Raw genomic sequence first — 12,971 nt, forward strand, 5'->3', positions numbered from 1 at the left:
TACGAAGGAATACAAGGCATGCTACTGGCGCTGGCGCAATGGCTGCAGAATGACGCAAGCTTCTTGCGCGTGTTCAGTTATCTGACGTTCCGTGCGGTGATGGCGACCATCACCGCAATGGGTATTGGTTTGTTCTTCGGCCCGTACGTGATCCGCAAGCTCACGGCCATGAAGGTCGGTCAGGCGGTGCGCAAGGACGGCCCGCAGACTCACCTCGTGAAGTCGGGCACGCCCACCATGGGCGGCGTGCTGATCCTCATCGGCATTGCGGTGTCCACGCTGCTGTGGGGCGACCTCACGAACCGCTTCATCTGGATCGTGATGCTCGTGACGTTCGGCTTCGGCGCGATCGGCTGGGTCGACGACTATCGCAAGGTCGTCTACAAGGACCCGCGCGGCATGTCCTCGCGCGAGAAGTATTTCTGGCAGTCGGTGATCGGCCTGTTCGCGGCGGTGTATCTCGCGTTCAGCGTGTCCGAAGCGAGCAACGTGCGCGTGTTCGACCTCTTCATGGCGTGGGTGCGCAGCGGCCTTTCGATGGGCCTGCCCGCACGCGCCGACCTGCTGCTGCCGTTCCTCAAGTCGATCAGCTATCCGCTCGGCGTGTGGGGCTTCATCGCGCTCACGTACTTCGTGATCGTCGGCGCGAGTAACGCCGTCAATCTCACCGACGGCCTCGACGGCCTCGTGATCATGCCGGTCGTGCTCGTGGGCGCGTCGCTCGGCGTGTTCGCCTACGTGATGGGCAGCTCGGTCTACTCGAAATACCTGCTGTTCCCGCACATTGCGGGCGCGGGCGAACTGCTGATCTTCTGCTCGGCGATGGGCGGAGCAGGGCTCGCATTCCTCTGGTTCAACACGTATCCCGCGCAGGTGTTCATGGGCGACGTCGGCGCGCTCGCGCTCGGCGGCGCGCTCGGCACGGTCGCCGTGATCGTGCGTCAGGAAATCGTGCTGTTCATCATGGGCGGCATCTTCGTCGCGGAAACGCTCTCCGTGATGTTGCAGGTCACCTGGTTCAAGTACACGAAAAAGCGTTATGGCGAAGGCCGCCGCATCTTCAAGATGGCGCCACTGCATCACCATTTCGAGCTGTCGGGCTGGAAAGAGACACAGGTTGTCGTGCGTTTCTGGGTCATTACGCTGATGCTGTGCCTGATCGGTCTGTCGACGCTCAAGCTGCGCTGATCGGCAGCAGCAGGACGCAACACTCTTTGGTCATCTGGTTGGTTACTTAGGAAAGCAAGCGATGTTTGGCGAGAAGTTTCGGGATCGGCAAAAGCCGATGGTGCTCGTGCTGGGACTTGGCGAATCGGGTCTCGCGATGGCGCGCTGGTGCGTGCGGCATGGTTGCCGCCTGCGCATCGCCGACACGCGCGAAACGCCGCCGGGGCTCGCCACGCTCGCGCCCGAACTCGCCGCGCGCAATCTGGAGACCGACTTCGTCGGCGGCCCGTTCACGCCCGCGCTGCTCGACGGCGTGGAGCTGGTCGCCATCAGCCCCGGACTCTCGCCGCTGGCCGAAGACCTCGTGCCGCTGATCGCCGCCGCGCGCGAACGCGGTATCGAAGTCTGGGGCGAGCTCGAACTGTTCGCCCAGGCGCTGCGCCATCTCGGCGAAAACGGCTACAACCCGAAGGTGCTGGCGATCACCGGCACGAACGGCAAGACCACCACCACGAGCCTCACGGGCCTGCTCTGCGAGCGCGCGGGCAAGACCGTCGCGGTGGCGGGCAACATCAGCCCGGCGATGCTCGACAAGCTCACCGAGGCGATCGACAACACGGCGCTGCCCGACGTCTGGGTGCTCGAACTGTCGAGCTTCCAGCTGGAGACCGCGCATACGTTTGCGCCCGACGCGGCCGCGATCCTCAACATCACGCAGGACCACCTCGACTGGCACGGCGGGCTCGACGCCTACGCGGCCGCGAAGGGCCGCATTTTCGGCGCGCAGACCACGCGCGTACTGAACCGCGAGGACGCGCGCGTGATGTCGCTCGCGAACGTGGCGAATGCCGGCGAGGCGAAGGTCGTGACCTTCGGCGTGAACGAGCCGCAGCGCGCGGGCGACCTCGGCGTGCAGCGCGAGAACGGCATGCTCTGGCTCGTGCAGGCGCACGACCTCGACGCGAGCGACGAACCGGTTTCGCCGCGCCGCCGCAAGCAGCAGGAAGCGGCGCCCGTGAATCTCGCGATGAAGCGCCTGATGCCCGCCGACGCGCTGCGCATCCGCGGCCTGCATAACGCGGCGAACGCGCTCGCGGCGTTTGCGCTCGCCCGCGCGATCGATCTCGCGCCCGCGCGCCTGCTGCACGGTCTGCGCGAGTATCGCGGCGAGCCGCATCGCGTCGAACTGATCGCTTCGATCGACGGCATCGATTTCGTCGACGACAGCAAGGGCACCAACGTCGGCGCGACGGTCGCGGCGCTCGACGGCCTCGCGCAGCGCGCGGTGCTGATCGCGGGCGGCGACGGCAAGGGCCAGGACTTCGACCCGCTGGCCGCGCCCGTGGAGCGCTGGTGCCGCGCGGTCATGCTGATCGGCCGCGACGCACCCAAGATTCGCGCCGCGCTGGAAAACACCGGCGTCGCGCTGAGCGACCACGCCACGCTCGAAGAGGCCGCGCGTGCGGCCACTGCGCTCGCCGAACCGGGCGACGTCGTGCTGTTGTCGCCGGCCTGCGCGAGCTTCGACATGTTCAAGGGCTACGCCCATCGCGCGGCCGTGTTCCACGACACCGTGGAAGAAATCGCCGCTGAACGGGGGACGATGATATGAGCTGGTCCGAACGATTCGGCGCGCGTCTGTCGCGCGAGGCGAGCGGCGGCGCGTCAGACAGCGGCGCACGCACGAGCGGTTTGTCGAGCGTCGTCAACGGCGTGCGTCCGGCGCGCTCGCGCATGCTCGACTACGATCATTCGCTGCTGTGGGCCGTGATCGCGCTGCTCGGTCTGGGCGTGGTGATGGTCTATTCGGCCTCGATCGCCATGCCCGATTCGCCGAAGTACGCCGCGTACCGCGACTGGGCCTTCCTCGTGCGCCATATCGTGTCGCTCACGATCGCCACGATCGCGGCGCTGGTGGCGTTCCGCATTCCGGTTTCCGTCTGGGAGCGCTACGCGCCCAAGCTCTTTCTGATCTCGCTGGCGATGCTCGTCGTCGTGCTGATTCCGCACATCGGCAAGGGCGTGAACGGCGCGCGCCGCTGGATTCCGCTCGGCATCACCAATATGCAGCCGTCGGAAATCATGAAGCTCGCGGTCACGGTCTACGCCGCGAACTACACGGTGCGCAAGCAGGAATACATGCACAGCTTCGCCAAGGGCTTCTTGCCGATGGCGTTCGCGGTGGGCGTGGTGGGCGCGCTGCTGCTGCTCGAACCCGACATGGGCGCGTTCATGGTGATCGCCGCGATTGCGATGGGCGTGCTGTTTCTCGGCGGAGTGAACGGCAAGCTGTTCGGCGGCCTCGTGGCCACGGCGGTCGGCACCTTCACGCTGCTCGTGTGGGCGTCGCCGTGGCGTCGCGAGCGGATCTTCGCCTACCTCGATCCGTGGGACGACCGCTACGCGCAGGGCAAGGCGTATCAGCTCACGCACTCGCTGATCGCGTTCGGCCGTGGCGAATGGTTCGGCGTGGGTCTCGGCGGCAGCGTCGAAAAGCTCAACTATCTGCCCGAAGCGCACACCGACTTCATTCTCGCCGTGATCGGCGAGGAACTCGGTTTCGTCGGCGTGCTGGTCGTGATCCTGCTGTTCTATTGGATCGTGCGCCGCTCGTTCGAGATCGGCCGCCAGGCGCTCGCGCTCGACCGCACGTTCGCGGGTCTGGTCGCGAAGGGTCTGGGCGTGTGGTTCGGCGCGCAGGCCTTCATCAACATGGGCGTGAATCTCGGCTTGCTGCCGACCAAGGGTCTCACGCTGCCGCTCGTGAGCTACGGCGGCTCGGGCATCTTGCTGAACTGCATCGCGGTGGCGCTGCTGCTGCGCGTCGACTATGAAAATCGTGTGCTGATGCGCGGAGGCAAGGTATGACCGCTGCAACGCGCACGCTCATGGTGATGGCCGGCGGCACCGGGGGACACGTGTTCCCGGGGCTCGCCGTCGCGCATCGCATGGAGCAGTGGGGCTGGCGCGTGGTGTGGCTCGGCAATCCCGCAGGCATGGAAGCGACGCTCGTGCCGAAGCACGGCATCGCGATGGAATACGTGCGTTTCGGCGGCGTGCGCGGCAAGGGCATCAAGACCAAGCTGATGCTGCCGCTGAACCTGCTGCGCGCCTGCACGCAAAGTCTCGCGGCGCTGCGCCGCGTGAAGCCGGATGTCGTGCTCGGCATGGGCGGCTACATCACGTTCCCGGCGGGCGTGATGAGCGCACTGTCGGGCCGTCCGCTCGTGCTGCACGAACAGAACTCGATCGCGGGTCTCGCGAACAAGGTGCTCGCGAAACTTGCGAAGCGCGTGCTCGTGGCGTTCCCCGGCGCGCTGCCGCACGCCGAGTGGACCGGCAATCCGATCCGCGAGGAACTCGAACACGTGGTGCAGCCGAAGGACCGTTACGCGCAGCGCAGCGGTCCGCTGCGCGTGCTCGTCGTGGGCGGCAGCCTTGGTGCTGCGGCGCTCAACGAAGTCGTGCCGCGCGCGCTGTCGATGCTCGCGCCGGGCGAGCGTCCGCAGGTCGTGCATCAGGCGGGCGCGAAGCATATCGACGCGCTGCGCCAGAACTATCGCGACGCCGGTATCGAACCGGGCGAAGCGGCGCAGCTCGTACCGTTCATCGACGACATGGCGAGCGCCTATGAGCAGGCGGATCTCGTGATCTGCCGTTCGGGCGCGATGACCGTGGCCGAGATCGCGGCGGTGGGCGTGGCGGCGCTGTTCGTGCCGTTCCCCTACGCGGTCGACGACCATCAAACCACCAACGCGGCGTTCCTCGCGGAGCAGGGCGCGGCGCGCGTGGTGCAGCAGCGCGAGCTCTCGGCAGAGGCGCTCGCAGATTGGCTCAAGCAACAAACCAGAGACTCGCTGGCGGAAATGGCAGAGCGCGCACGCGCGCTCGCGAAACCCGACGCCGCCGATCAGGTCGCGCGCATCTGCGCGGCCGTGGCGGGCGTAAGCGCGGGAGGAAAGCAATGAAACACATCGTCAAACACATCCATTTCGTCGGCATCGGCGGCGCGGGCATGAGCGGCATCGCCGAAGTGCTCGTGAACCTCGGCTATCACGTGAGCGGCTCGGACCTCGCGAAGAACGCGGTCACCGACCGCCTCGCCGCGCTCGGCGCGCGCATCGCGATCGGCCACGACGCAGCGAACATCGAAGGCGCGAACGCCGTGGTCGTGTCCACGGCCGTGCGCAGCGACAACCCCGAAGTGCTGGCCGCGCGCCATCGCCGCATTCCCATCGTGCCGCGCGCCGTTATGCTCGCGGAACTCATGCGCCTGAAGCAGGGCATCGCGATCGCGGGCACGCACGGCAAGACCACCACCACGTCGCTGGTCGCGAGCGTGCTGGCGGCGGGCGGGCTCGATCCGACCTTCGTGATCGGCGGCCGCCTGAACAGCGCGGGCGCGAACGCGCGTCTGGGCACGGGCGACTTCATCGTCGCGGAAGCCGACGAGTCGGACGCCTCGTTCCTGAATCTCTTCCCGGTGATCGAAGTCATCACGAACATCGACGCCGATCACATGGACACCTACGGGCACGACTTCGCGCGCCTGAAGCAGGCGTTCATCGAATTCACGCATCGCCTGCCGTTCTACGGCATCGCGGTGCTGTGCGTCGACGACCCGAACGTGAAGGAAATCCTGCCGTTCGTGTCGAAGCCGATCATCCGTTACGGCTTCGCGCCGGACGCGCAGGTGCGTGCCGTGAACGTGGTTCCGCGCGACGGAAAAATGTATTTCACGGCGATGCGCGAAGATGCGCCGTCGCTCGACATCGTGCTGAACCTGCCGGGCGATCACAACGTGCAGAACGCGCTCGCGGCCATCGCGATCGCGACCGAGCTCGAAGTGAAGGACGAATTCATCCAGAGCGCGCTGGCCGAATTCAACGGCGTGGGCCGCCGTTTTCAGCGTTACGGCGAAATTCCCGTCAACGGCGGCGGTACTTACACGTTGATCGACGATTACGGTCACCATCCGGTCGAAATGGCGGCGACAATTGCGGCCGCGCGCGGCGCGTTTCCGGGCCGCCGTCTCGTGCTGGCGTTCCAGCCGCACCGCTACACGCGCACGCGCGATTGCTTCGAAGACTTCGTGCGCGTGCTGTCGACGACCGACGCGCTCGTGCTCACCGACGTCTACGCGGCGGGCGAAGCGCCGATCGTCGCGGCCGACGGCCGTGCGCTCGCGCGCGCGATCCGCGTGGCGGGCAAGGTCGAGCCGGTGTTTATCGAAACGGTGGATGAGATGCCGGACGCGCTGGCCGCGGTGGTCCGCGACGGCGATGTGGTGATTACGATGGGCGCGGGTTCGATCGGCGGTGTGCCGGGCCGGATCGCGCAACAGGAACAAAAGGCGTGAGCGACATGAGCAGTATCGAAATCCAATCCGAGAAGTTCGACCCGAAGCAGTTCGGCAAGGTGGCCGTGCTGCTGGGCGGCGTGTCCGCCGAGCGCGAAGTCTCGCTCAAGTCGGGCTCGCTCGTGCTGCAGGCGCTGCTGAGCGCGGGCATCGACGCGCACGCGTTCGATCCGTCCGAGCGTCCGCTGTCGGCGCTCAAGGAAGAAGGCTTCGTGCGCGCGTTCAACGCGCTGCATGGCGGCTACGGCGAGAACGGCCAGATCCAGGGCGCGCTCGACTTCTACGGCATCCGCTACACGGGCACGGGCGTGCTCGGTTCGGCGCTCGGCCTCGACAAATTCCGCAGCAAGCTCGTGTGGCAGCAACTGGGCATTCCCACGCCGGCGTTCGAAGCCGTGCTGCGCGGCGACGACTTCGCGGCGCGCGCGCCGCAGATCGTCGCGAAGCTCGGTCTGCCGCTGTTCGTGAAGCCCGCGAGCGAAGGCTCGAGCGTGGCCGTCATCAAGGTGAAGCAGGTCGCCGAACTGGTGCCCGCGCTCGAAGAAGCCGCGAAGCACGACAAGATCGTGCTGGTGGAGAAGAGCATCGAAGGCGGCGGCGAGTACACCGCGTGCATCGCGGGCGACCTCGATCTGCCGATCATCAAGATCGTGCCGGCTGGCGAGTTCTACGACTACGACGCGAAGTACATCCTCGACACGACGCAGTATCTGATCCCGTGCGGCGTCGCGCCGGAGAAGGAAGCGGAACTGAAGAAGCTCGCGCGCCGCGCGTTCGACGTGCTCGGCTGCACCGACTGGGGCCGCGCCGATTTCATGATGGACCGCGCAGGCAACCCGTATTTCCTGGAAGTGAACACGGCGCCCGGCATGACCGATCACTCGCTGCCGCCGAAGGCCGCGCGCTCGGTGGGCATCGAGTATCCCGAACTCGTGGTGCGCGTGCTGGCGCTCACGCTGAAAGATTGAACCCTTAATTAATCTCTGACCGACGAATTGCTGTCCGCGCATTGAATCGACAATCTCGACATGTGGAATAACGTACGCCAGCTCAACCTTGCCGCCAACGCGTTGCACGCGCTGCTCGCGCTCGCGCTTCTGGCGGCTGGCTGCTACTGGCTCGTGCAGCGTCCGAACTTCGCGCTGCGCGAGATCCGCATCGAGGGCGACACCGAGCACATCAACTCGCCCACGGTGCGTGCGAGTGTGGTCGGCCGTCTGAAGGGCAACTTCTTCACCGTCGATCTCGATACGGCGCGCGCCGCGTTCGAGCAGATGCCGTGGGTGCGCCATGCGAGCGTGCGCCGCGTCTGGCCGAATGCGCTGGCGGTGTCGCTCGAAGAGTACAAGCCGCTCGGCACGTGGGGCAGCGATCAGCTCGTGAGCACCGACGGCGAACTGTTCACGGCGAACCAGGGCGAACTCGACGAAGACCTGCCCGCGTTCGACGGTCCCGATGGCACCGCGCCCGAAGTGGTCGCGCGCTATCGCGATCTGCAGAAGTGGTTCGCGCCGCTTGGCCTCGAGCCCGACGAAGTGACGCTGTCGTCGCGCTACGCGTGGACGGTGAAGCTGTCGAACGGCACGGAAGTGGAGCTTGGCCGCGAGCGCAACGCCGACACGCTCGGCGAGCGCTCGCATCGCCTCATCGCCGCGTGGTCAGCGGTCACGCAACGCTGGGGGAAAGATATCGAGTATGCGGACTTGCGCTATCCGAACGGTTTCGCGATTCGGGCCGCCGGTATGCGGTTCATCAACGACACGCCGGGCCCCGGCAAGAAGTAACAGCACATCACACGCAACGAGCACGATATGAGTAAAGACTATAAGGATCTGCTGGTCAGCCTCGACATCGGGACGTCGAAGGTGGTGGCCGTCGTCGCCGAATTGAAGGGCGAAGGCCACTACGAGGTGATCGGCCTCGGCCAGAGCGAATCGAAAGGTCTCAAGAAGGGCGTGGTGGTGAACATCGAGGCCACGGTGCAGTCTATCCAGCGTGCGCTCGAAGAAGCGGAACTCATGGCCGACTGCAAGATCACTAATGTGTTCACCGGCATCGCAGGCAGCCATATCCGCAGCTTCAACTCGAGCGGCATGGTCGCCATCAAGGAGAAGGAAGTCACGCAGACAGACGTTGCGCGCGTGATCGAAACCGCGAAGGCGATCAACATCCCGACCGATCAACAGGTGCTGCATATCCTCACGCAGGAATTCATCATCGACGGTCAGGAAGATGTGCGCGAGCCGATCGGCATGAGCGGCATCCGCCTCGAAGTGAAGGTGCATATCGTCACCGGCGCGGTGAGCGCGGCGCAGAACATCGTGAAGTGCGTGCGCCGTTGCGGTCTCGAAGTGAACGACCTGATCCTGCAACCGCTGGCGTCGTCGCTGGCGGTGCTCACCGACGACGAGAAGGAACTCGGCGTGGTGCTGGTTGACGTGGGCGGCGGCACGACCGACATCGCGATCTTCAGCGAAGGCGCGATCCGTCACACGGCGGTGATTCCGATCGCAGGCGACCAGGTGACGAGCGACATCGCCATGGCGCTGCGCACGCCCACGCCGGACGCGGAAGACATCAAGGTGAGCTACGGCATCGCGAAGCAGGCGCTCGCCGACCCGGACGAGATGATCGAAGTGCCGGGGCTGGGCGAGCGCGGTCCGCGCACGCTGTCGCGCCAGGCGCTGGCGGCCGTGATCGAGCCGCGCGTCGAAGAACTGTTCTCGCTCGTGCAGCAGGTCGTGCGCGAGTCGGGTTACGAAGAACTGCTGAGCTCGGGCGTGGTCCTCACGGGCGGCGCGGCGATGATGCCGGGCATGGTCGAGCTGGGCGAAGACATCTTTTTGAAGCCGGTGCGCATTGGCGTGCCGGAGTACGCGGGCGGTCTCGCCGACGTCGTGCGCAATCCGCGCTATTCGACGGCGATGGGTCTGCTGGCGGAAGGCCGCGCGCAGCGTATGCGCGGCCGCAAGGTAGCGGTGCAGTCGGGATCGATGGGCCAGGTCTTCACGCGTATGAAGGACTGGTTTCTCGGCAACTTCTGATACCGCGCCGACAGGTTGAAGCAGGTAACGCAGCAGCAAGGGTTAAAGCAGAGACCGAGTAGCGCTGGTGACGGCGGCTGGCGCGCAGTGGAGGGTTGCCCGACTCTCCCTGAATAACTGCCGAGGAGCGGAATCTTTTTCTTGACGGAGGCAACATGGAATTCCAGATGCTGGAAACGGAAACCAACGGCACCATCATCAAGGTGGTGGGCGTCGGTGGCGCTGGCGGCAATGCCGTTCAGCACATGATCAACCGCGGCGTGCAAGGCGTCGACTTCATCGTGATGAACACGGACGCCCAGGCGCTCTCGCGTTCGCGCGCGCCGGCCGTGATCCAGCTCGGCGTGACCGGCCTTGGCGCCGGCGCGAAGCCGGAGATGGGCCGTGCGGCAGCGGAAGAAGCGCGTGAGCGCATCGCCGACTCGCTGCGTGGCGCGCACATGGTGTTCATCACCGCCGGCATGGGCGGCGGCACGGGCACGGGCGCAGCGCCGGTGGTCGCGCAGATCGCCAAGGAAATGGGCATTCTCACGGTCGGTGTCGTGAGCAAGCCGTTTGAATTCGAAGGTGGCAAGCGCATGCGCGTGGCGGAAGCCGGCTCGCAGCAACTGGAGGATCACGTCGACTCGCTGATCGTCGTCCTGAACGACAAGCTGTTCGACGTGATGGGCGATGACGCCGAGATGGACAAGTGCTTCCAGTGCGCGGACGACGTTCTGAACAACGCAGTCGCAGGCATCGCCGAAATCATCAACGTCGACGGTCTGGTGAACGTCGACTTCGAAGACGTGAAGACGGTGATGGGCGAGCAGGGCAAGGCGATGATGGGCACGGCCACGGTGGCCGGCGTCGATCGCGCGCGCCTCGCTGCCGAACAGGCGGTCGCAAGCCCGCTGCTCGAAGGCGTCGATCTGTCGGGCGCGCGTGGCGTGCTGGTCAACATCACGTCGAGCCGTTCGCTGCGGCTGTCGGAAACGCGTGAAGTCATGAACACCATCAAGAGCTACGCGGCGGAAGACGCCACGGTGATCTTCGGTGCCGTGTACGACGACGCGATGGGCGACGCGCTGCGCGTGACGGTGGTGGCAACGGGCCTCGGCCGCGCTGCCGCATCGAAGCAGCAAGCCGCGCCGATGACGCTGCTGCGTACGGGCACGGACAACCATCCGGTTGCCGCCGCGCCGCATTCGTACGCACCGCCGCCGAACACCGCCGACTACGGCGCGCTGGACACGCCGGCTGTGTGGCGCACGTCGCGCGACACCGCGGCTTCGCACGTGCAGGCGCTGCAGGAAAAGGGCGTCGACACGTACGACATCCCGGCGTTCCTGCGTAAGCAGGCGGACTAAGGCGGACTGCGCACTGCTCAGATCCGGCTGCGGCGTGGCGCATTGAGTTGCGCCCCGCCCGCGGACGGTCAGGCAGGCTGCAAGTCGCGAGAAGACGAGGAAGAATCCGCAACGCCGCATCCGCGTGGATGCCCGGCACGGACGCTTGCCCGCTGCGTTTCGACGCACGGCGTGTTGTCCAGGCTGCCGTCAGGCGTTGTGAAAGGTGTTGCTGGCAGGTGTCGCGAGCACGCATGTCTGGTGCGTGAGCCGCGCGCCGGCGGATTCCTCGGGCACTTGCGGCCGGGCGTATGATGGCCCGATGCGGCGTGCCGGAGTGCTTTGCGCATCGATGTGAAGGACGAGCCATGATTAAACAGGGTGATACGCTGCCCGATGCGACCCTCTTCGAGTTCATCGAAGACGAGCGCGCGGGCTGCACGCTGGGGCCTAACAGCTTCGGCGTGCGCGAGCAGACGGCGGGCAAGCGCGTGGTGATCTTCGGATTGCCCGGCGCTTTCACGCCCACCTGCTCGGCGAAACACGTGCCGGGTTATGTCGAACAGTTCGACGCGCTGCGCGCGGCGGGCGTCGACGAAATCTGGTGTGTGTCCGTCAACGACGCGTTCGTGATGGGCGCGTGGGGGCGCGATCAGCGGACCTCGGGCAAGGTACGCATGATGGCCGACGGCAGCGCGGCGTTCACCCGTGCGCTCGGTCTGGAGCAGGATTTGTCGGCGCGTGGCATGGGCATTCGGTCCCAGCGCTACGCCATGGTGATCGACGACGGCGTGGTCAAGACGCTGAACGTCGAGGCGCCCGGCAAATTCGAAGTCAGCGATGCCGCGAGCATCCTGGCTGCGCTGAGCCCCGCATGAGCGCGTTGGCCGTGTCAGCGTTGCCCTCGCGCAACGGGCCGGCACCGCAAATGTGACGGGTGTTTACTTCAAGCCGTGCGGGCCGATGGCCGGGAACGCCTCCGTTCCGGTCATCGGCCCGTCGTCCATCCCCGCAGCGTAACAACGGGAAACAGATTGTCACGCCCGGGACGACGGCGGTTTCTGCAGACTTGGAGTATAATTGGCGCTATGAGTTAAAAAGTCCCGATTGGGATTTTCAATGAGCAGAACACTATGTTGAAGCAGCGAACCATCAAATCGATCGTGAAAACGGTTGGCATCGGCCTGCACTCGGGCCGCAAAGTCAATCTGACGCTCCGCCCGGCGGCGCCGGACACGGGCATCTTGTTTTCGCGCGTGGATTTGCCGACTCCGGTGGACATCCCCGCATCGGCGATGTCGATCGGCGACACGCGTCTCGCCTCGGTGCTGCAGAAGGACGGTGCGCGCGTTTCGACGGTCGAGCACTTGATGTCCGCGTGCGCGGGTCTCGGTATCGACAATCTCTACGTCGACGTCACGGCTGAAGAGATCCCGATCATGGACGGCAGCGCCTCGTCGTTCGTGTTCCTGATCCAGTCGGCGGGCATCGAGGAACAGAACGCACCGAAGAAGTTCATCAAGGTGAAGAAGACCGTGGAAGTGCGCGACGGCGACAAATTCGCGCGCCTCGATCCGTTCTTCGGCTTCAAGCTCAAGTTCACCATCGACTTCCGTCACCCGGCCGTGGACAAGACCGGTCAGGCGCTCGAAGTCGACTTCGCGAACACCTCGTATGTGCGTGAAATCGCACGTGCGCGTACGTTCGGCTTCGCGCATGAAGTGGAAATGATGCGCGAACTGGGCCTCGCCCGCGGCGGCAGCATGGACAACGCGATCGTGCTCGACGAGTACCGCATCCTGAACAACGACGGCCTGCGTTACGACGACGAGTTCGTGAAGCACAAGATGCTCGACGCGATCGGCGACCTCTACGTGGTCGGCCATCCGCTGCTGGCGGCGTACGACGCGTACAAGTCGGGGCACGGCCTGAACAACGCGCTGCTGCGCGAGCTGCTCGCGCATGAAGACGCTTATGAAATCGTCACCTTCGACGATACGCAGAAGGCGCCGCGCGGCTTCGGTTACGAGGCGCAGACGGCATTTGCCTGATGCTCGGCGCGCAATGCGCAGA

The 12,971-nt window shown here is 65.6% G+C and carries 11 protein-coding genes; all 11 read left to right on the plus strand.

Translation table 11 applies throughout. From position 1 onward, the window contains the following. Nucleotides 1-18: 18 nt before the first annotated feature. The gene (gene mraY / locus LDO54_RS11025) at nt 19-1,188 is read left to right on the plus strand and encodes a phospho-N-acetylmuramoyl-pentapeptide-transferase (RefSeq protein ID WP_065060430.1); all 1,170 of its coding nucleotides are present in this window, start codon (nt 19-21) and stop codon (nt 1,186-1,188) included. A gap of 61 nt (nt 1,189-1,249) precedes the next feature. After that, on the plus strand, nt 1,250-2,779 hold the full coding sequence (gene murD / locus LDO54_RS11030; protein WP_224010160.1) for a UDP-N-acetylmuramoyl-L-alanine--D-glutamate ligase: 1,530 nt from the start codon (nt 1,250-1,252) through the stop codon (nt 2,777-2,779). Continuing rightward, nucleotides 2,776-4,035, plus strand: a complete 1,260-nt coding sequence (gene ftsW, locus LDO54_RS11035) for a putative lipid II flippase FtsW (RefSeq protein WP_224010162.1) — start codon at nt 2,776-2,778, stop codon at nt 4,033-4,035. Before murD ends, ftsW begins: the two co-directional genes overlap by 4 nt. Continuing rightward, a complete protein-coding gene (gene murG / locus LDO54_RS11040) occupies nt 4,032-5,135 on the plus strand; it encodes an undecaprenyldiphospho-muramoylpentapeptide beta-N-acetylglucosaminyltransferase (protein WP_224010164.1) in 1,104 nt (367 codons plus the stop codon). Before ftsW ends, murG begins: the two co-directional genes overlap by 4 nt. Continuing rightward, on the plus strand, nt 5,132-6,526 hold the full coding sequence (murC, locus tag LDO54_RS11045) for a UDP-N-acetylmuramate--L-alanine ligase (protein WP_224010166.1): 1,395 nt from the start codon (nt 5,132-5,134) through the stop codon (nt 6,524-6,526). Before murG ends, murC begins: the two co-directional genes overlap by 4 nt. 5 nt (nt 6,527-6,531) lie before the next feature. Beyond that, nucleotides 6,532-7,494, plus strand: coding sequence for a D-alanine--D-alanine ligase (locus tag LDO54_RS11050; protein WP_224010168.1), 963 nt, complete (start codon nt 6,532-6,534; stop codon nt 7,492-7,494). A 60-nt stretch (nt 7,495-7,554) separates the two neighbouring features. Continuing rightward, complete coding sequence (locus LDO54_RS11055; protein ID WP_224010169.1) at nt 7,555-8,310, plus strand: cell division protein FtsQ/DivIB; 756 nt, start codon at nt 7,555-7,557, stop codon at nt 8,308-8,310. Between the two features lie 27 nt (nt 8,311-8,337). Then, nucleotides 8,338-9,570: a cell division protein FtsA gene (gene ftsA / locus LDO54_RS11060; RefSeq protein WP_065060424.1), complete on the plus strand. Its 1,233-nt coding sequence runs from the start codon at nt 8,338-8,340 to the stop codon at nt 9,568-9,570. Nucleotides 9,571-9,725: 155 nt separating this feature from the next. Then, nucleotides 9,726-10,919 carry a cell division protein FtsZ gene (ftsZ, locus tag LDO54_RS11065; protein ID WP_224010171.1) on the plus strand — a complete coding sequence of 398 codons (1,194 nt, stop codon included), beginning with the start codon at nt 9,726-9,728 and terminating at the stop codon, nt 10,917-10,919. 347 nt (nt 10,920-11,266) lie between these two features. Continuing rightward, on the plus strand, nt 11,267-11,776 hold the full coding sequence (locus tag LDO54_RS11070; RefSeq protein WP_224010173.1) for a peroxiredoxin: 510 nt from the start codon (nt 11,267-11,269) through the stop codon (nt 11,774-11,776). A gap of 255 nt (nt 11,777-12,031) precedes the next feature. Then, nucleotides 12,032-12,949, plus strand: coding sequence for a UDP-3-O-acyl-N-acetylglucosamine deacetylase (gene lpxC, locus LDO54_RS11075; protein ID WP_224010175.1), 918 nt, complete (start codon nt 12,032-12,034; stop codon nt 12,947-12,949). Nucleotides 12,950-12,971 lie beyond the last annotated feature (22 nt).

The organism is Paraburkholderia tropica, assembly GCF_914484835.1.
GTDB classification, from domain to species: Bacteria; Pseudomonadota; Gammaproteobacteria; order Burkholderiales; family Burkholderiaceae; genus Paraburkholderia; species Paraburkholderia tropica_A.

Bases quoted from the DNA above. Each gene is read 5' to 3' on its own strand.
- ftsW (WP_224010162.1), top strand. From the start codon at position 2,776: ATGAGCTGGTCCGAACGATTCGGCGCGCGTCTGTCGCGCGAGGCGAGC.
- mraY (WP_065060430.1), top strand. From the start codon at position 19: ATGCTACTGGCGCTGGCGCAATGGCTGCAGAATGACGCAAGCTTCTTG.
- murC (WP_224010166.1), top strand. From the start codon at position 5,132: ATGAAACACATCGTCAAACACATCCATTTCGTCGGCATCGGCGGCGCG.
- murG (WP_224010164.1), top strand. From the start codon at position 4,032: ATGACCGCTGCAACGCGCACGCTCATGGTGATGGCCGGCGGCACCGGG.
- LDO54_RS11050 (WP_224010168.1), top strand. From the start codon at position 6,532: ATGAGCAGTATCGAAATCCAATCCGAGAAGTTCGACCCGAAGCAGTTC.
- ftsZ (WP_224010171.1), top strand. From the start codon at position 9,726: ATGGAATTCCAGATGCTGGAAACGGAAACCAACGGCACCATCATCAAG.
- ftsA (WP_065060424.1), top strand. From the start codon at position 8,338: ATGAGTAAAGACTATAAGGATCTGCTGGTCAGCCTCGACATCGGGACG.
- LDO54_RS11070 (WP_224010173.1), top strand. From the start codon at position 11,267: ATGATTAAACAGGGTGATACGCTGCCCGATGCGACCCTCTTCGAGTTC.
- murD (WP_224010160.1), top strand. From the start codon at position 1,250: ATGTTTGGCGAGAAGTTTCGGGATCGGCAAAAGCCGATGGTGCTCGTG.
- LDO54_RS11055 (WP_224010169.1), top strand. From the start codon at position 7,555: ATGTGGAATAACGTACGCCAGCTCAACCTTGCCGCCAACGCGTTGCAC.
- lpxC (WP_224010175.1), top strand. From the start codon at position 12,032: ATGTTGAAGCAGCGAACCATCAAATCGATCGTGAAAACGGTTGGCATC.